Origin of the sequence: Neobacillus mesonae (genome assembly GCF_023715155.1) — a bacterium.
In the GTDB taxonomy this organism is placed as follows: Bacteria; Bacillota; Bacilli; order Bacillales; family Cytobacillaceae; genus Neobacillus; species Neobacillus mesonae_A.
Window position 1 is genome coordinate 1 of sequence record NZ_JAMBNQ010000003.1, and the last position, 19765, is coordinate 19765.

Sequence of the window (19765 nt, forward strand, 5' to 3'; positions counted from 1 at the left end):
TGCACGAATCAACCGGTTACAGTAGCCAATCGCCTTGATTAGCTCCCGGAAGAGTTCGAAACAACCAGTTACAGTAGCCAATCGCCTTGATTAGCTCCCGGAAGAGTTCGAAACAGCCAGTTACAGTCGCCAATCGCTTTGATTGTCTCCCGGAGGAGTTCGATATAACCAGTTACAGTAGCCAATCGCTTTGATTGTCTCCCGGAAGAGTTCGATTTAACCAGTTACAGTAGCCAATCGTCTTGATTAGCTCCCGGAAGAGTTCGAAACAACCAGTTACAGTAGCCAATCGCCTAGATTAGCTCCCGGAAGAGTTCGAAACAACCAGTTATAGTCGCCAATCGCCTTGATTGGCTCCCCGAGGTGCACGAATCAACCGGTTACAGTAGCCAATCGCCTTGATTAGCTCCCGGAAGAGTTCGAAACAACCAGTTACAGTAGCCAATCGCCTTGATTAGCTCCCGGAAGAGTTCGAAACAGCCAGTTACAGTAGCCAATCGCCTTGATTGGCTACCCGAGGTGCACGAATCAACCAGTTACAGTAGCCAATCGCCTAGATTGGTTCCCGGAAGAGTTCGAATGAACCAGTTACAGTAGCCAATCGCCTTGATTATCCCCGAGGTACAAGATTCACCCAATTTCAGCAGTCAATACAAAATGTGATTTATCATTAGAAGTTTCTAGTAAAAAACCTGCGAATTTGACCATTGATTTTAACGGTTAATTACTGGTTTCCCCCACATAGTAAACCCGTTAGGCTGACAGATACACGTTCTTATTTAAATGGTTTTGCTAGAACTTTGAAGATACAAATTGGGAGCTTTTAATAGTTCCGCCAGCAATCACAAGAGAATGGGTCTGCATTTTGCTATTTTCCAGTTCAATCACTCCTTTTAACAGCAGACCATCTGTGATGCCTGTTGCGACAAAGAAACAGTCATCGGATTTCACAATCTCATCTATGGTGAATGATTTGTCGGGATGCGGGATTCCCATTTCTATACAGCGGTTATATTCTGCCTCATTTTCAGGAATTAGTTTTCCTTGGAAATCTCCGCCTAAACATTTTAAGGCAGCAGCAGCGATTACACCTTCAGGGGCGCCGCCTGTTCCGACTAATAGATCAACATCAATCTCATCAAGGCCTGTTGCAATCGCACCGGTAATATCGACATCCGAGAATAGTCTCACCCGTGCTCCTGTCTGAATGACTTCCTGGATTAACCCTTCGTGGCGGGGACGGTCCTGTATCATGACGGTTAAATCTTTACAATCTTTTTCTAATGCTTTCGCAACGGAGTGAATGTTTTCTGTCAAGGAAGCATTGATATCAATACATCCTTTTGCTTTCGGACCGGCTGCAATTTTTTGCATATACATATCAGGGGCATGTAATAGGCTGCCTCTTTTCGCAACTGCAATGACGGCAAGTGAATTTTCCTGCCCCTTGGACATCAGTGTTGTGCCTTCTACAGGGTCTACCGCAATATCTACTTCGGGGCCATGACCTGTTCCGAGCCGTTCATTGATATAAAGCATGGGGGCTTCATCCATTTCACCCTCACCAATCACGACAACACCTGTCATATCAATTTGATTCATGCGCTTTCTCATGGCTTCCGTTCCAGCACCGTCTGCTTCATTTTTATTAATCCGGCCAATCCATGGAAAAGATGCAGCAGCAGCCAGTTGAGATGCCTGCAAAAAGTCCATTATCAAATTGTGATTACATATATAGCTTTCTTCTTTATTAATCAGCTGCATATCAAAGTTCCTCCAATTAGAAATTTTTCTTAAAAAAGGAAGTACATAGTTAAAAAATATGGTAAAAAGGCTGTTAAACTTGAAAACTGTTTAACTAGTCTTTTTACCATTGTAAGAGTGCTATTGTGCTGCGGGATTAGCAGCAAGAACCTTGCAGGTATTCTTTTTCTTTATCCATAATTTGTTGAATCTTTCTAGCAGAATTTCCGCCTTGGAAAGATACACTAAGATAAGTTTTCGCAATCTTTTTTGCTACCTCTGGTCCAATAACTTTTGATCCCATCGTAATAATTTGTGCATTGTTACTCAACTGTGCACGCTCTGCAGAATATTCATCATGGCATTGAGCAGAACGAATATTTGGAATTTTGTTTGCAGCAATAGACATTCCAATACCTGTACCGCAGAAAAGAATTCCTCTTTCTACATTTCCTTCATTAATATCGGTCGCGACTTTGAAAGCAACACCTGGATAATCCACAGCCTCTTCTGAATAACAGCCGTAATCCACAACCTCATGACCTAGTTCTTCAATAAACGCCTTAACTTCTTCCTTCAATTTAAATGCATTATGGTCACAACCAACACCAATTTTCATGAAGATCACTTCCTCTATTTGATTTATTTCCATTTTTTCATTTATTTTCGTTTTTGTCAATTACTTTCGTGTTTATTTTGTTATTTGAAAGCAATTGAAATAAAACAGAGGATACTAATTGACAAAATTCGAAAAAAAACATACTATTAAACTATAAAATTCATTGAAATGTTATAAAGAAAGCGAATATCGTGTGCTTTCTTTCGATAACGCATGAATAGGCATTTTCTTAGAGATACTTAATGATAAAAGGAGCGGAAAGCATGACAACTATTAAAAAACCGATTGTTGCGATTACAATTGGTGATCCTGCAGGGATTGGTCCTGAAATCACCGTTGAAACAATGATGAACGAAAAAGTATATGAAGAAAGCAATCCTTTTCTTATTGGATCAGTAGATATAGTGAAACGTGCAATGAAAGTTAGAAATTGCGATTTTGCAGTAAATAAAATCAACAAGCCGTCAGAAGGCAAGTACCAATATGGAACAATCGATGTGTTGGAAACAGGCGATTATGACTGTGGCAGCATCGAATATGGCAAGGTGCAGAAATTAGCCGGTGAAATGGCCTATGATTATGTCAAAAAATCAATCGAGCTTGGATTAAATAAGGAAATTGATGTAGTTGCCACTGCGCCAATTCATAAAGAGGCCATTAAGCTTGCAGGCTGCCCGCAGCCAGGCCACACTGAAATTTATGGGGAATTAACTCATTCAGATTATGCTCTTACCATGTTTAACTGCCATAATTTAAAAGTATTCTTTGTCAGCCGTCATAAATCTCTAAAAGATGCGATTGACTATGCCGATAAGGAAAGAGTATTGGATTGTGTGAAGCAGATTCATAATGAAATGACGGGTATTGGATTAAAGAATCCAAAAATTGCCGTGGCTGCATTAAACCCGCATGCTTCTGATAATGGTCTTTTTGGTACAGAGGAAGCCGATGAACTTATTCCAGCAGTTAAAGCGGCTCAAGAACAAGGCATGAATGCCGTTGGGCCGGTTCCGGCAGATTCCGTCTTCTTCTTAGGCTTAAAAGGTAATTATGACGCCATTTTATCTCTATACCATGACCAAGGACATATTGCATGTAAGACGTATGATTTTGAAAAATCCATTACCATTACATGGGGACTTCCATTCATGAGAAGCTCAGTCGATCATGGAACTGCCTTTGACATTGCTGGAAAAGGAATCGCAGGTTCTGTCAGTATGCTTGAAGCTACACTGGTAGCCATTGATTATTGGAAGATGAAACAAAAAGCATTAGTAGAACAAGCTTAACAAGCGGAAGTGCTTTGAGATATTTCGAAAGTGCAAGATATAATTCTGATTAAATTAGAAAAACCGGAGCAGAAAACAAACGTTCTTTCTGCTCCTTTCTCTATACGATATGAATGTATAAGTTTTGACTTCGAGAATTATCCAGCGCAAGCAGCCCAGCCCCTCGATGGTCTACAGCTACTCCTGAATTGAAGGCAAAGAACGTCTATTCTATTCAGGAGCGTCTTATGCTATGCCTGAGGCTGACCAAGGCGCTTACGCTTTTCTAATAGAAATTGCTTAGAAACGAGGGAAAGAAATGTGTAAGCTCGGTATTGTGGCAGATGATTTGACCGGAGCTACGACTGTCGGTGTTTTATTAGCGAGGGCCGGAATTTCTGCAGCTGCCTTTTTTGACGAAAAATCATTGGATAGCGATGCAGAGCATAAGGCTTTAGTCATCAGCACTGACAGCAGGGCATTAAAGAAAGAGGAAGCACAGCCGAAGGTGAAATCGGCAGTAAGGGCCTTAAAAGAAAAAGGGGCTGTCTATTTTTCAAAAAGAGTGGATACAACCTTAAGGGGCGGAATTGGCTATGAAGTGGATGCCATGCTTGAAGAATTAGCACCGGATACGATGGCAGTCGTAGTCCCATCCATGCCGCAGTCAAAACGAATAGTTGTTGGGGGATATTCCATTATTGATGGAACAGCCCTGTCAAAAACACCTGTTGCACAAGATGTGAGAACACCTGTTACTGAATCATATGTCCCTGCTTTAATGGCACAGCAGACAGAGCATCCAATCGGTTTTGTCCCGCTTTCCGCATTGCTTGCTGGAAAAGAGTCAGTAAAACAGTGCTTGCAGCAGGAAAGAGAAAAAGGGGCTAAATACATTATTGCCGATGCCATTACAACTGAAGATGTAGAAATGATTGCAGAGGCTGTGACAAAGCTTGAGTGGAATGTGTTAGCTGTTGATCCGGGGCCATTTACAGAAAAACTTGCCATTGCCAAGGGATTTAAAGCTGAAAGCCATGAGTTAAGCAGCGGGGGAATTTCCGAATCTGAAATGAATGGTATGGTTTTAGTTGTAGCGGGAAGCGCAACTCCAGTGACGAAAGTACAAATGAAAACGTTGTCTGAAAAAAACTGGGCAAGTAAAGTACCGGTTTCTGCAAAAGATTTGATAGATGTAACCAAGACGGCACCATCTGAAATTGGACGGGCAGCAGCAGCAACATTAAAAATGATACAGAGTCGGAAACACAATGTTGTATTATTGGAAACCTCTCTGACAGGAGATGTCCTCAATTTAGCAGAAAAAGAGAAGGAATTAGGATTGGCTCCTGGAGAAGCAGCTGGAAATATCAATAAAGGTTTAGGCGGAATTGTCGCACAGGTATTGAGTGAAGAACTGGACTATATAAAGGGAATCTATATGACAGGCGGCGATACGATGGTAAATGTCCTTCAAGTGCTAGGGGCAAAAGGGATCGAACTGGTTGACTATGTCATTCCACAGGCAGATCTTGGCCGGATTATCGGCGGTAAGTTTGATGGACTTGTTGTTGTTGGAAAGGGCGGGTTAACAGGTTCAAATGATACAGCTGTTTCAATTGTGAAAAGAATCTTTGAGGAATCTGCCAGCCCTTGTCCGGGAGCCATAACCGTTTAAAGGCATTTATAAAAAGCTGCTGTTTCTTGATTTCAAACAGCAGCTTTTTTGTATATCTAACGTTTAAGCAATTGTTCAATGTCATGCAGAATAGGTTCGAATTTTTGCAAATCCCATGCGGAACGGCCGATGAACAATCCGTTTACATTCTTGCCTTCTAAGTAACCAATGGCATTGCCGCGATTGACACTGCCGCCAAAGAGGATGGGGATGTCTTTTCCTTCCTCTTCAAAAAGTTCGATTAATACATTCCGAATATGGTTATGCATCACATGTACATAATCCGAAGGAGCTTCCGTACCGCCGGCTCCAATGGCCCAGACTGGTTCATAAGCAATCAGCACCTTGTTAACCTGTTCTTTGGTGACATTTTTTAAGCCAATTTTTAACTGAATGGAAAGGGATTCTTTGCTGATGCCCATTTCTTTATCTTCCAGCTTTTCTCCGATACAGAGAAGCGGGATAAACTCTTTATTCAAGGCAGCAAGAACTTTCTTATTGAGGTCTTGATCATTTTCATTATAGTATTGCCGTCTTTCGGAATGGCCCAATTCAATTATATCAATGCCGATTTCCTTTAGCATAGAAGGAGAGATTTCACCAGTATACGGCCCCTCGTCATCCCAGTGCATATTTTGGGCACCTAATAGAATACGGGAGGAATCTACTTCTTGCCTTAAGGGAATGAGGGAAGTATAGGAAGGAATAATAAAAAGCTGAATCCTTTTGTCAAGGTTATGAGCTATATCGTTTAATGTCTGACAATATGCTTTACCTTGTTCAATGGTTTTATACATTTTCCAGTTTGTTCCGATAAAAACTTTATCCATTTTGCCACCAACTTTTATGCTATTTTTTAAAACTATTGTATATTATTATAATTCTATCTTTTGCTATTGATATCTGTCAAATATTAATATAATTAAAGAAAAGGGAAAATAAATGAAAGAAAAGAACCCAACCAATTTAAAAGGTAAAGATGAATTTTATGAAAAAAAGGACTTTTTAACTCTTTTCTTATATAATATGATTGGACTTATACTTTATATAAAAAAAAGAATAATTCATAAATATGAAAGAAGATGAAAGGGTGAGATTATGTTCGCTGACCAACGCAGAAATATGATTCTTGAAATGCTTACGGAAAAGGGAACTGTGACGGTAAATGAATTGACCGATTTATTGAATATTTCTGCTGCCACTATTCGCTCTGATTTAAATCAGATGGAGAAAAATGGGCTTTTGATCCGAACTCATGGAGGAGCCATGGTGAAGGATGAAGATTCTGATACAGTAGATAAAAAGTATGAAATCCGTGAAAAGAAGTTCCGAGCTGAAAAACAGCGAATTGGCTATAAAGCCTTTCAATTTATTCAGGAGGGCCAATGTATTGTTTTGGATGCCAGTACTACTTGCTTTGAACTCGCAAAATATGTAAGAGACAGCAAAATGAGACTGACGGTTGTCACAAGCGGGATTGCTACTGCAGCGATGCTCAAGGAAAACCCTTATTTGACGGTCATTATTATCGGGGGGATTGTCCGCAATTCATCTAATTCGGTTGAAGGGCTTCTTGGAGAAGAGCTTTTGAAAAAAATCAATATTGACCTGCTGTTTACCTCGGCACATGCTTTTAACACAAGAGACGGGTTATCTGATTTCAGCTTATATGAAGTAGAATTAAAAAAGGTCATGGTTTCCGTTTCCGATAAGGTTATTGCCCTGCTTGACCACAGTAAAATCAATAAAAGCTCGATTGCCACATTTGCCCGTCCAAGTGAGATCGACCTTTTCATCACAGACCAGCCTGTATCGGATGAAGTAAGTGATTATTTCAGGAAAAATTCAATTCAATTAGAAATTGCAGAATAATCTTGAATTGTTTAAATTCCGTTTCAACTAATCACGGGAAAAAGTAATTGAAAGCGTAACCAAGGAAAAGACTGACCTGGGACTAAATCCTGGGTCAGTCTTTTTGAACTTATTCGCCTTTTTGGCTTAGTAGCTGAACGATTTCTTTTAAATCGGTTTTTGTTCCCACGTTTCCGGGAAAAATGACATAGGCCATGCCAGGATATTTGGCTTCATCACCAGTTTTCCAGACAGGGATTCCCGGCCTGATTTGTCCGGCAACGGTTGCTCTTTTTACCTTCAGCCCTTTGGTTCCTATATCACTTGAAGTAATGCCGCCTTTGGCAATCAAGAAATTAGGTCTGACCTGTAATTTATCCACAATTCCTGTCACCGCATCAGAAATGGCTATGGAAAGCTTTAATTCTTCTTCTTTTTTGTCAGGTCCAAGGTCAAGTCTCTCTCTTTGAGTATAAACTGCGACATTTTTCCCTGACTGGAGAAGCGATTCTGTTAAGTCCTGGACACGGCGGCATTCTTTACTGAATAATGCAGGGTGTAAAACCAGATGACTGTCCAATTCGATAAATTCGATTGTTTCTAAAGTCTTTAATTCCTCAAGCTGTTCGGTGGTTTTTTTGACATGGGAACCAATCATCACGAGTCCGCCATTCCCTGTTTCTTCAGTAATCAGCTCTTCCCTGGTGAGAAGTGCTTTATTACGTACTCCGCCAATTACTTTTGGAAAAGCAGCCGCAGTTCTAAACAGGAAGTTCTTGCCTGCATTGATGGCTTGTACTAAGCAAGTCGTAAAAATTTTAACATCGATTTCATCTACGGCATTCACAACCACTTTGTTAAAATCATGGACTCCAAGAAGCTGTTTCGTGATGTTTTCATATTCTAATCCACGCAGTTGTTCAAGGGATATATACAAAGTATCTTCCGCTGTGTATTTTCCATTCGATTTTTCCTCAATCCATTCACCTAAATGGGATTTCGTGTATCCAAATGTCCTGTCTTTGGCGAATTCAGTTTCGCCGGCAGGCACGAGTTCCCCGCCGTATTGCACATAATGAATATTGTTTATCGTTAAACGTCCGCCTTCTTTAAAAAACGGCAGAATTACTTCTCCATCTATTTTCAGGTCCGAGTCCAAGGATTCAATGGTATCCTTAACAACCATTGTTTCAAGCGGGTAATGTCCTCTTAATGTAGAGTCACTGCGGCTGATAATCATAAACTCCTGGTTAAGCTTATTGGCTGCTTGTACAATATTGGCTGCAGCCTCACGATGATATTTTGTCGTTTCTTCTGCTGTTAACCCACGTGAGTTAGTCAGGATAAAGAACATCAAGTTGTCTTCTTTCAATCCCTGTTCGATGCTTTCAACAGAGCTGTCAGTATAAACAGAAATATTATTGACTGTTTGAACCCCGGTTGGATCATCATCTAAAACGATTATTTTTTTGTTTAAGGAGGCAAGTGCTTCTGAAAGTTTATCATCTACACTGTTTGCGTCAACCTTTGGAAGGGTAAGCAGATTGTCAGTCGTTAAATGATTCTTCAACATCCCATTCACCTATTTCACTTCAACATTTGCTAGTTTTTCATAGTATTTAACCACACCGCAATGGTCTTCTTTTTCCAGTCCATCTGCCTTTAATGCATGGAAAATTTCTAATAATTGGCTTGATAATGGAAGCGGAACACCAATTTCATGAGCGGTAGTCATGACGTTATTCATATCTTTCAGATTGATAGAGATAGGGCCGCCTGGAACGAAATTCCGTTCAAGAATCTTTGGTACTTTTTCTTCAAGCACTGCACTTCCAGCAAAACCGCCGCGGATGGCCTGGAACATTTTTTCAATATCAATTCCTGCCTTCGCTGCTAACACCAAGGCTTCAGACATGGCTGCAATATTAAGGTTTACAATAATTTGATTGGCTAGTTTGGCTGTTACACCGCAACCATTATCGCCTACCAATACGACCGTTTCTCCCATATCGTAAAGAACAGGGGCAACACTTTCAAAGATTTCTTCTTTACCGCCGGCCATAATGGCAAGTGTACCATTAATGGCGCCGATTTCGCCGCCTGATACTGGGGCATCAAGCATATAAACACCTTTTTCCTCCGCTTTTTTGGCAAGCTCTTTGGAAACATCAGGGGTAATTGAACTCATATCTATAAGGATGGAACCTTCCTTTGCGCCTTCTAAAACCCCGTTTTCACCTAGGACAACTGCCTTTACATGCTGGCCCGCAGGAAGCATAGTAATGATAATGTCACTTTTTTCGGCAGCTTCCTTTGCTGATTGTGCCGCTGTTGCACCGGCAGCTGTCAGCTGGTTGACTGCTTCTGGAACAAGATCGTTTACAATTAAAGAATGTCCAGCTTTTAACAGATTTAATGCCATCGGTTTCCCCATAATGCCTAATCCAATAAAACCAATAGTACGTTTCATGATGAAGCCTCCTCTTTTTAGCTGCTGTATTCCGCAGTTTTTTTACTATTTTGTTATATCTGTATTGTAAGCGTTTTTATTAGTTTTGTATACATTTTTGTTAATTTTGTATACAATAATTTAAAAAGAGAGTTTTGAGGTGAGCGAATGACAGAAAAGAAACGTTCTCGTCCTGCCTATCATCAATCCTATGAAGTGATTAGGGATTGGATTTTAAATGGGGTGCTTTCGGCCGGTACTAAGATAGTTGAAGAAAAAATCGCAGCAGAATTGGGAGTCAGCAGAACACCCGTAAGAGAATCTATTCGTAAATTGGAAAACGAGGGGTTGATTGTCAACAAAAGGGTGGTTAAACCATCTGAGAAAGACCTTCGAAATCTGTTTCAAGTGCGGATTCTTTTGGAGGGGTATTCTGCCAGATGTGCGGCCTCTTTTTTGGGAGAAGATGAGCTCCATTCTTTGTACGAATGTGTAGAAATTGCAAGAAAAGGGACGAGGGATGAAATCATGAACGTAAATGAACGGTTTCATGAAATCATTGTCACTGCCAGCAATAACCCTGTTATGATTGATATTATCGACAGGATGCAATCGATTATTTATCTTTTTCGAAAAACGGCAGTCTTTTCCAACCGCCCTCATTTAATTGATGAACATGAGCAAATTTATCAAGCTATAAAAGCGGGAGATGGAGAGAAGGCTGAAATACTGATGAAAAACCATCTGCAGGCCGATTTGGATTTTTGTCTGCATTTAATGTAAGGGTACAGAACGTGGGGGGACGGCCGTATAGTTTCCAAGTGTCCATTATGTATTCTAAATGAGATTTATTTAGTGATCATTTTTAGAGGATGAAAGAACCAAAGCCATTTGGTGCAACTTGTGCGGGTGGATGGCTTTGGTCTTATGTAAAAGGTAAACAAAATTTAAAACTTTGGAAAATGTCAGCTGCAGCGCCTATCCATTTTCATCGATGATGAAGCTCTTCGATTATCCAGCACAAAGATTTTGCTTTTAGCAGCTCGAGGTTAAGGTTAAATAACCTGCGTCCCCGTAAAGTCAAAAGAGCGTTTATGGTTCGCAGAATAAGAAATCTTCTTCAGGATCAGACCGGTCGTGAAATCAAGAACCAGTCTTTAATCCCGCCTTTTGAAGACAAAACCGGTGGTGAAACCAAAGAACCGGTCTTTAATCCCGGCTCTTGAGGACAAAACCGGTGGTGAATCCCAGGAACCAGTCTTTAATCCCCCCTCTTGAAGATAAAACCGGTGGTAAAACCAAGGAACCAGTCTTTAAAAAAAGCCTCTTGAAGACAAACCCATGGTAAACCCCAGGAACCAGTCTTTAAATTTTCTCGTTGGCGCTAGCCTCTTATAGGAAAATATAAAAAATGTTTTATGTGGATAACTTCGAACTAGTTACTTGAATCCACTGCAGCGTCCAGCCCCTCGAGTTCATAAGCTGTCCCCCTTCGCAGGTGCTTGTGCTTTTTGTTCTTCACCAATCATCATCATATTCTGCATCTAAATTGTCCATGATTCTGGTTTGTTCCCATTCCTCACGAGTGATACCGGATGACAGAATTTCGTTTTGAACCTCGGCGCTGTTCCATTCCTCATCCCATGAATTTCTGCGGTAATTTGGATTTAAAGACAATACCATCACCTCCAAAATTTAGCATTGCCAAATTGGGAAGGATTAATAAAGAATTTAATACCAAAGTGCTAAAAAAATCGGCGGGAAGACACCCCGCCGATTTTCCTTATCATAATATTACTGCAAAAATGCCAGCTGTATAAAAAATAGTACCGCAAATACATAAAGCAGCGGGTGAATCTCACGCCATTTTCCTTTGGCCAATTTTAACACCGGGTAGCTGATAAATCCAAGAGCAATACCAGTTGAAATACTTGACGTTAACGGCATGCTCAAGATGGTCAAAAATGCCGGGAAGGCTTCATCTAATTCATTCCAGCGGATTTTAGCGATGCTCCCCATCATCAGACTGCCCACGATAATTAAAGCAGGCGCGGTAATCGCTGATAGACCGGAAACAGCACTGACGAGCGGACCAAAGAAAGCAGATATGATAAATAAAACCGCAACGGTCAGCGATGTCAGCCCGGTCCGGCCGCCGGCAGCAACTCCTGATGTTGATTCAATAAAGGCAGTCGTCGGGCTTGTCCCAAATATGGCCCCGACAGCTGTTCCCAAAGAGTCGGAAAGCAGGGCATGACGGGCACGCGGCAGTTTGTCGCCTTTCATTAATCCCGCTTGATTGGCAACCCCAATCATGGTTCCAGTGGTATCGAAAATTGTAACTAAAATAAAGGAAAATACCACAGCATAAAGGCTGTGCTGAATCACATCGCCAAAGGCGGTAACTGGACTTTCAATCATTAATCCTTCCGGCAAAGACGGAAAGCCGATAAACCCTTTTTCAAATGAAAGCTGGCCTGTGAAGAAGGCAATCAAACCGGTAACAATCATTCCAATAAATAAGGCTCCATTCAGTCGAAATAGCATCAATATAAGGGTGACGGCAAGACCGATAATGGTTAAAACTGCTGATGATGTATGCAGATTACCCAGCCGTACCAAATTTTCAGGGTCTGCCGTAATGATTTTGGTCAACCGCAGACTGATAAAGGCAATAAACAGACCAATACCCGCAGTTATTCCATATTTTAAGTTCTCCGGGATAGCCTCGATTAATTTTTCCCTCAGGGGTGTCAAGGATAAGATGACAAAAATGATTCCGGCAACAAACACAGCAGCAAAGGCTGTTTCATAAGGTATATGCTGCGGACCGCCGACAACTGAATAAGCAAAGTAAGCGTTGAGACCCATACCCGGTGCAATAGCAATCGGATAGTTTGCAAAAAACGCCATCCAGAGTGTACCGACAACAGCGGCAATGATGGTGGCAGTAAAAACCTGATCAAATGGAACTCCGGCATCAGAAAGTATGAATGGATTTACCACAACAATATACACCATGGTAAAAAAAGTTGTGATCCCTGCAATCAACTCTGTTTTGGTATTTGTATTATTTTCTTTCAATTTAAACATAGCGTCCTCCGTAAACACGAACAATTTTAACAGCAATAAATATAATATTCGTTTTATATCAGGATTTCAATAGAGAATTTTATTTTTCCCAAATAAATTGTGATTTATCCTAGAGCTGGAAATGGGGTTCACGGTATGGACAGCACCAAAAAAGACCTGTATCCCAGGTCTTTTTTGAAAAACGATTTAAGAATTAAGATTTTGCCGGGTGGTTTCCAGGTGCTGAATGGTTGTGTGAATCATTCTTTCATATATATCTATAATATTTTGCCCGTAATCTCGGCCAGGAACAGCCCATTTTCCGTTTAAGGCGTACCATGTCGGAGCAGAGCCTCTGTCCACTAAGTCAAAGCGGGGGTCGACCAGCGGGTATTGGCTTGGTAATTTGTTTGTCGTGGCATAGGCAAATAAATGCTGCAGTTGTGCAAGTACACCTTCTTCTTGAGTTACGAAACTTGCTCCCCGGACCTTGGATCCTGTTGCCCCTAAACCTGCGAAGTTATTTTGGTCAGGTTTCACATCACCGGTAAACCGAAAATAATCTGTTTCCAGTATGGCTTGTGCAAAGGCAACGTCTCCTCTAATTCCATAGTAATCTCCAAAGATGAGATAGTAACTTCCTAAATCAGGCGCTTTCGGATTAATCGTCTTCACAAACCGGTTCATATGCTCTGGAGAAAGAAAAGTTGGTCCTAAAATGGTAAATCCAGATGGATTTCCGTTAACCGGGTCAATGACAGGATTGTTATTGGAGGAATCACTGCCTGTATCTCTGCTGGATTCGCTTCCGTCACTGCTCGGTTGGCTGCTGCTTCCAGTCCCTGTGCTTTTGTTGGCATTCCCGCTTGCATTTCCGCTGCCTGGAGTACTGCTTCCAGCCCCAGCTGTTTTTCCGCTCTGGCTGCTTTTTTGAGTAACCGAACTGCCTGAATCGATGACAATGAACGCATCATCATACCCGGCTTTTTCCATCTTGTTTAGAAGTGTATCTGCAGGCGGGCGGCTGGAAAAAGCCCCAACCCGGACACGGTACCAGGTTTTTCCTGAGATTTGGGCCGTTACAATCTCTGGTTTCATCCCCATCTTCTTAAGCTCAGCTGCCCTATCCTCGGCATTTGCTTTTGAGGTGAAAGATCCAACCATGACCTCAAAACTCGTTCCAGATTGGCCTTGATTGTCAGCAGCTTTGCCATTTTCAATGACAATGAACGCATCATCATACCCGGCTTTTTCCATCTTATTTAGAAGTGTATCTGCAGGCGGGCGGCTGGAGAAAGCCTCAACCCGGACACGGTACCAGGTTTTTCCTGAGATTTGAGCCGTTACAATCTCTGGTTTCATCCCCATCTTCTTAAGTTCAGCTGCTCTATCCTCGGCATTTGCTTTTGAGGTGAAAGATCCAACCATGACCTCAAAACTCGTTCCAGATTGGCTTGGATTGTCAGCAGCCTTTCCTTTTTCAATGACGATAAACGAATCATTATATCCTGCCTTTTCCATCTCGTTAAGAAGTAATTCTGCAGGATGACGGCTGGAGAAAGTCCCAACCCGGACACGGTACCAAGTCTTTCCTGAAATTTGAGCCGTTACAATCGACGATTTTACCCCGATTTTCCCAAGCTCCTTAACCCTATCCTCGGCATTTGCTTTTGAGGTAAAGGATCCAACCATTACTTCATAAACCGTTCCGGTCACCGTTTCTGCCGGTTTGCTTGGACTGGCAGGCGTTTTTGGTGCGGCTGGCTTCGGTGGTGCGCTAGTTTTCCTTTTCAGTCCGAATGCTTTGGCAAGACCATTGGCATGCCCCTGTGCGACATCCTGCCTCCAGGAAGATTTTTTCATTAAAGCGGCATCATGGCCGTTATCAATAAAGCCGTTCTCTGTTAGCATGGCTGGCATTGTTGATTCGCGGAGTACATGAAAATTGGCTTTTTTCGTGCCGCGTTCTTTTAATTGGTTCATTTTTAACACTTCAGAATGGATAATATTTTGATATCTGGCTGTACTAGAGGAATTTGATAAACCACTGTAAATATAGTCCTCGTATCCTTGAGCAGTTTGGTTGTCCGAATTGATGTGAATGGCTAGGAAGAAATCAGCCCCCCAATGATTGGCTTCCGTTGTCCGCTGGCTTAAGCCTTTAGTCGTATCACTTGTCCGGCTCATTTTTACTTGTACATTTTCATAGTCATGGAGCAGGATATCGCGCAATTTGAGTGCAATATCCAGTGTCACGTCTTTCTCGTTCAGCCCATGTCCTTGGGCACCTGAATCATTGCCGCCATGACCTGGGTCTAAATAAAGCTTCATTTTTCGTATCCCCCATTCTTGTAAAATGGTTTTACATATTTAGAATATGGAAGGGGTTGGAATTCGTGATGAAAACAGTACAAACAGCCTAAACCTTCCATTATTTATATATGAAAATATGGGATAAAAGGGCAGGGTGAAGAATCTGATTATTCTGCGGCCAAAAAGGCGTCTTGGAATCCAGCTTTTTTGAGCTGATCCAGCCGATCCTCTGCATTCTCACGGTTTGCAAAGGCGCCAGCCTGGACGCGGTACCAGGTTTCTCCAGAAATCGTAGTGGTATTTACGAATGCTTCAAAGCCTTTTGCATGTAATGCTGTCGTCAATTCATTAGCATTCTCCCTGGATTTGAATGAAGCGGCGATCACTTTAAAAAGCGTTCCTGGAGAAGGATTCGGCGGATTGGAATCCGGGTTCTGCTTTCTTTTAAGGTTAAATATTTTGGCCAAACCATTGGCATGACCTTGTGCCACCTTGTGGCGCCAGGACGTTTCCTTCATGAGGGAAGCATCATGTGCATTGGTAATAAAACCGTTTTCCGTTAAAATGGCAGGCATGGCTGATTCTCGGAGGACATGGAAGTCAGCCTTTTTTGTCCCGCGATTTCTTAGCTCATTGACTTTTAAAACTTCTGCATGAATGATATTTTGATATTTTGCGGTTGTACTGGAGCTGGATAAGCCGCTGTATATATAGTCTTCATATCCCTCTGCAGAACGGTCCGCAGAATTAATGTGAATCGACAAAAAATAATCAGCCCCCCAATGATTGGCTTCACTTGTCCGCTGGTTTAGGCTTTTCGTGGTATCACTCGTCCGGCTCATTTTAACCGACACATTTTTATAATCATTTTCTAGAATCGCACGTAATTTAAGTGCGATATCTAAGGTAATGTCTTTTTCATTCAGCCCGTGTCCCTGGGCACCTGGATCATTGCCGCCATGACCTGGGTCTAAATAAAGTTTCATTTTATCTCCTCCTATTCATATCTTTATTTTATGAAGAAAATGCTATATTTGACCGGGTAAATGTCTCAGGGAAGCTTTAAGAGATTGATAGAAAGGAAATACCTGGATAAATTCCAAATGATAATCTATAACAAGCGCAATTTTTACAAAAATGTTATAATACATAAGGTGATTGAAAGAATCTTATTTAAGGAGCAATGTACTATGATTCTCGTTGTCGGCGGAGCTGGCTACATTGGCAGCCATCTTGTAAAAGAATTAGTGGAAACAGAAGAGGTTGTTGTGTTGGACAACCTATCGACCGGTCATCGCGCAGCTGTTGATAACCGGGCTATTTTTGTAAAAGGTGACCTCGGTAATGTAGACGACTTATTAATGGTATTTAGAAGCTATCCGATAAAAGCCGTAATGCATTTTGCAGCAAACAGCTTGGTCGGGGAGTCAGTTGTCGATCCTTTAAAATATTATGAAAATAATGTGGCCTCTACTGTTATGCTGTTAAAAGTGATGAAAAGATTTAAGGTGAAAAACTTTATTTTTTCCTCTACAGCAGCTACTTACGGGATTCCAAATGTAGATATTATTGATGAAACCACTCAAACTGCACCTATCAACCCATATGGCCGTTCAAAATTAATGGTTGAGCAGATTTTGGCTGATTTTTCAAAAGCTTATGGATTAAAATATGTCGTGCTGCGCTACTTTAATGCAGCAGGAGCTCATAAATCAGCGGCAATTGGAGAAAGCCATGACCCGGAAACACATTTAATTCCGATTATTCTCCAGCATCTACTAGGAACTAGGGAACAGATTTCTGTGTTTGGTTCAGACTATGAAACCGAAGACGGTACATGTATCCGCGATTATATTCATGTGACAGATCTGGCTTCCGCCCATATTCTGGCGCTTAAAGCATTGCTAAATGGGGAGAAGTCAGCGGAAACTTACAACTTAGGAAACGGACTAGGGTTTTCGGTGAAGGAAGTCATTGAGACATGTGAAAAGGTGACAGGTCTTAAGGCAAATGTGGTAATGGCCGACCGCCGCCCTGGTGACCCAGCTAGACTCGTTGCTTCATCTCAAAAAATCTTTAACGAACTCGGCTGGAAAGCAGAACGTAACCTGGAACAAATCATTGCGGATGCCTGGAATTGGCACCAAAATCAAAAATACTAGAATTGAGAAGGGAAGACCCTTCCTATATATGTACTAAAAAAGGCTGCAGATCATAACTGCAGCCTTTCATTATTATTTTAAGATTTTTACTTTTACTTTTTTTCTTCCCCATTGGATGGCTTTGGCTTTGGAAGGCATAAACACATCTATTTTGTTTCCTCTCATGGCGCCGCCTGTGTCACCGGCAACGGCATACCCATATCCCTCGACATACACCTTCGTGCCCAATTTAATCACCCTTGGGTCTACCGAAATTACTTTTAAGTTTGGATTTTTCTTTAGATTTAACCCTGCAGCTGTAATTCCTGAACAGTTTTTGCAGCTTGCAGAGTAGGCAGTTGCTGTAACGGTCAATGTTTTCACGACTGTCGATGCTTTAGTTTTAGCTGCTGTTTTTGCTGGGGCAGCTGATTTTGTTTTCACAGTTGCTGCCTTTTTTACCGGTGCTGCTTTTTTATTGCTCGATTTAATTGAACTAGAAACTACTAATTTTTGTTTTGGATAAATAATAGTTGATCGAAGGTGATTCCATTTTTTTAAATTGGTCACCGAAGTTTTATAGGTTTTCGCGATTTTATAAAGGGAATCTCCCTTTTTAACGGTATATGTATGAGATGCTGCTGATGCCCCGTTTGTGCTGCCGAATAATACGAGACCTGCTAAACCAAGTGTTACTAGGAATTTCTTCATAATAAAACCCCTTTCATAGGATAAAGATAGCACATTCGTATTACAGATTTATTTCAGCAGTTTACTAGTTTCGTGACAAAATGGAGCGGGTTTAGGTCTATTTGCTTAATATCTGTTACGTTAAAAAAATAATCTTGCAAAAATGGTGTTTTTCCTTCCATACATGACAGATTTATAGCTATTTAATGAAGAAAAAGTCCTAAAGTATGGAATGATTTTGTCAAAAGGAAGCTGATAATATAAATTTACAAAATATTCAAATTACCTAATAATAAAAAAGACTGTTCTCCACGTTTTTGTTTTTTACATACTGGAGTATCAGTTACATTTTTTTAGGAGGGAATGTGGATTGAAGAGACTTTCTACAGTGATTGTAAGTATCATTCTATTACTCTCTTTTCTTCCAGCAGTTTCTGCTGCGGGAGCGAAGGGAACAGCAGGGGCTGAAATGGGATATTATTCAGTGTTATTTAAACAAAATAGTATTCCTGAGGGCTTTCAAAAACAGGTGCAAAGCTTGGGGGGAGAAGTTGTTTACCAGGTTCCTGAAATTGGATTTGTCCAGGTTAAAGCCCCCTCTGAAGCTTTTTCAAACTTGAGAGGTTTAGCGGGTGTCAGTGCAGCCAATCCATCCATTGCGTGGAAGCTGCCGAAAACTCATGAAATTAAGGCGGCAGTGCCATCAAGCGTTGATACAGGCAAGGCTGCTTTATGGGGACTTCAGTGGGATATTCAGCAGATTACAAATAATGGGGAGAGCTATAAGCTGGGAACGGGCTCCCATCATGTTGTTGTCGGCATTGTTGATACGGGAATCGACCGTGACCACCCCGATTTGGTAAAAAATTTGCTGCCGGGCTCGAAAAACTTTGTTCCAGCAGGCGGCTTTCAAGGGGAAGAACCGGCTGAAACTGGTGATCCAGCCGCTTTCGATGATAAGCATAACCATGGAAGTCATGTGGCAGGTTCCATTGCCGGGAATGGTGCCATGCTTGGGACAGCACCGGATATCGGAATTCGTGCTTACCGGGTATTTGGAACTAGTTCAGCTGAAACTGCCTGGATTGTAAAGGCAATGATTGCAGCAGCAAATGATGGAGTAGATGTCATCTCTATGAGCTTGGGCGGCTTTGATGTCATTGGTCAGGCTTTTTATGTTGACCCTGAAACAGGTAAAAAAACAAATCTAGGCAATGATGTTGCAGACTTCCAAGCCTACAAACGAGCTGTCAATTATGTAACAAATAAAGGTTCGCTTGTAGTGGTAGCTGCCGGTAACGAAGGACTGAATGCGACAAACAAAAAAGAAGTCATGGAATACCTCAATGCCGAGTACGCTGGTAATGGCTTATCCTTTGTGGGTGCTGGATTTGAAGTGCCGGGGAGTATTCCAGGGGTTGTGACGGTTTCAGCGACAGGTGTGAATGATGTTCTTGCTAACTATTCAAATTATGGTCCTGGGTTTATTGATATGGCCGCGGTTGGCGGTGATGCAAGGGTATATGATCAGGCCGAGGCAGAAGGCTGGTTTGATGAGTATATAGCCAAACGTTTATATGAAAAGGAATTTAACTTGAGTGCTAATAGTACTGGAGGGTGGTCCTGGATGATTGGTACATCCATGGCTGCGCCGAAAGTATCAGCAGTTGCCGCTTTATTAATAGATAAGTATGGAAAAATGTCTCCTGCAAAGCTCGAGGATCTCCTTTATAAAACCGCAGTTGATCCTGTGAGTGGGACAGACAAGAAATATTTTGGCGCAGGCCATTTGAATGCATATAATGCATTAAATCGCTAATCAAAAAAGCTTGGTCCGTACAGGTAAGAACAGGTGCGGGCTTTTTTTTATGGCCTTTTTGCATGAAGCTTTTCCTTCTATTTGGACATGGACATTCATATTCATGGAAAAAAGACCTTTTG

Annotated in this window: 16 protein-coding genes; 6 read left to right on the top strand and 10 right to left on the bottom strand. The window is 41.5% G+C overall.

Annotated features, from left to right (window positions below):
* Positions 1-792: 792 nt before the first annotated feature.
* Together glpX and rpiB are read right to left on the bottom strand one after the other, a co-directional pair.
* Positions 793-1764 (bottom strand): class II fructose-bisphosphatase, encoded by a 972-nt coding sequence (gene glpX, locus M3183_RS04455; protein ID WP_251466913.1) that lies wholly within the window; start codon positions 1762-1764, stop codon positions 793-795.
* Between the two features lie 136 nt (positions 1765-1900).
* Complete coding sequence (rpiB, locus tag M3183_RS04460; protein WP_251466915.1) at positions 1901-2362, bottom strand: ribose 5-phosphate isomerase B; 462 nt, start codon at positions 2360-2362, stop codon at positions 1901-1903.
* Positions 2363-2625: 263 nt separating this feature from the next.
* On the opposite strand from rpiB, the gene pdxA reads away from it, so the two are divergent.
* Positions 2626-3651 carry a 4-hydroxythreonine-4-phosphate dehydrogenase PdxA gene (gene pdxA, locus M3183_RS04465; RefSeq protein ID WP_251466917.1) on the top strand — a complete coding sequence of 342 codons (1026 nt, stop codon included), beginning with the start codon at positions 2626-2628 and terminating at the stop codon, positions 3649-3651.
* A 298-nt stretch (positions 3652-3949) separates the two neighbouring features.
* On the top strand, positions 3950-5308 hold the full coding sequence (locus tag M3183_RS04470; protein ID WP_251466919.1) for a four-carbon acid sugar kinase family protein: 1359 nt from the start codon (positions 3950-3952) through the stop codon (positions 5306-5308).
* Between the two features lie 56 nt (positions 5309-5364).
* Here the strand turns inward: M3183_RS04470 and M3183_RS04475 are convergent, their stop codons facing one another.
* Positions 5365-6138, bottom strand: a complete 774-nt coding sequence (locus M3183_RS04475) for a triose-phosphate isomerase (protein ID WP_251466921.1) — start codon at positions 6136-6138, stop codon at positions 5365-5367.
* Between the two features lie 268 nt (positions 6139-6406).
* On the opposite strand from M3183_RS04475, the gene M3183_RS04480 reads away from it, so the two are divergent.
* Complete coding sequence (locus tag M3183_RS04480; RefSeq protein ID WP_251466924.1) at positions 6407-7180, top strand: DeoR/GlpR family DNA-binding transcription regulator; 774 nt, start codon at positions 6407-6409, stop codon at positions 7178-7180.
* 109 nt (positions 7181-7289) lie between these two features.
* Here the strand turns inward: M3183_RS04480 and M3183_RS04485 are convergent, their stop codons facing one another.
* On the bottom strand, positions 7290-8732 hold the full coding sequence (locus M3183_RS04485; RefSeq protein ID WP_251466925.1) for a four-carbon acid sugar kinase family protein: 1443 nt from the start codon (positions 8730-8732) through the stop codon (positions 7290-7292).
* A 9-nt stretch (positions 8733-8741) separates the two neighbouring features.
* A complete protein-coding gene (gene garR / locus M3183_RS04490; protein WP_251466928.1) occupies positions 8742-9629 on the bottom strand; it encodes a 2-hydroxy-3-oxopropionate reductase in 888 nt (295 codons plus the stop codon).
* Positions 9630-9776: 147 nt separating this feature from the next.
* Here garR and M3183_RS04495 point away from each other — a divergent pair, with 147 nt between their 5' ends.
* Complete coding sequence (locus M3183_RS04495; RefSeq protein WP_251466931.1) at positions 9777-10391, top strand: GntR family transcriptional regulator; 615 nt, start codon at positions 9777-9779, stop codon at positions 10389-10391.
* Positions 10392-11126: 735 nt separating this feature from the next.
* Here M3183_RS04495 and M3183_RS04500 read toward each other — a convergent pair.
* The 4 genes from M3183_RS04500 to M3183_RS04520 all read right to left on the bottom strand — a co-directional run bounded on the left by M3183_RS04500 (position 11127) and on the right by M3183_RS04520 (position 15979).
* A complete protein-coding gene (locus M3183_RS04500) occupies positions 11127-11285 on the bottom strand; it encodes a hypothetical protein (RefSeq protein ID WP_251466934.1) in 159 nt (52 codons plus the stop codon).
* 117 nt (positions 11286-11402) lie between these two features.
* Positions 11403-12701 (bottom strand): NCS2 family permease, encoded by a 1299-nt coding sequence (locus tag M3183_RS04505; RefSeq protein ID WP_251466937.1) that lies wholly within the window; start codon positions 12699-12701, stop codon positions 11403-11405.
* A 186-nt stretch (positions 12702-12887) separates the two neighbouring features.
* A complete protein-coding gene (locus tag M3183_RS27295; protein ID WP_311315349.1) occupies positions 12888-15011 on the bottom strand; it encodes an SPOR domain-containing protein in 2124 nt (707 codons plus the stop codon).
* 149 nt (positions 15012-15160) lie between these two features.
* Positions 15161-15979, bottom strand: a complete 819-nt coding sequence (locus tag M3183_RS04520; RefSeq protein ID WP_251466938.1) for an N-acetylmuramoyl-L-alanine amidase — start codon at positions 15977-15979, stop codon at positions 15161-15163.
* 204 nt (positions 15980-16183) lie between these two features.
* Between M3183_RS04520 and galE the strand changes: the two genes are divergently transcribed.
* Positions 16184-17155, top strand: a complete 972-nt coding sequence (galE, locus tag M3183_RS04525) for a UDP-glucose 4-epimerase GalE (RefSeq protein ID WP_251466940.1) — start codon at positions 16184-16186, stop codon at positions 17153-17155.
* A 72-nt stretch (positions 17156-17227) separates the two neighbouring features.
* Here the strand turns inward: galE and M3183_RS04530 are convergent, their stop codons facing one another.
* The gene (locus M3183_RS04530; protein WP_251466942.1) at positions 17228-17845 is read right to left on the bottom strand and encodes a 3D domain-containing protein; all 618 of its coding nucleotides are present in this window, start codon (positions 17843-17845) and stop codon (positions 17228-17230) included.
* 349 nt (positions 17846-18194) lie between these two features.
* Here M3183_RS04530 and M3183_RS04535 point away from each other — a divergent pair, with 349 nt between their 5' ends.
* Positions 18195-19643 carry a S8 family peptidase gene (locus M3183_RS04535; protein ID WP_251466944.1) on the top strand — a complete coding sequence of 483 codons (1449 nt, stop codon included), beginning with the start codon at positions 18195-18197 and terminating at the stop codon, positions 19641-19643.
* The last annotated feature ends 122 nt before the right edge of the window (positions 19644-19765 follow it).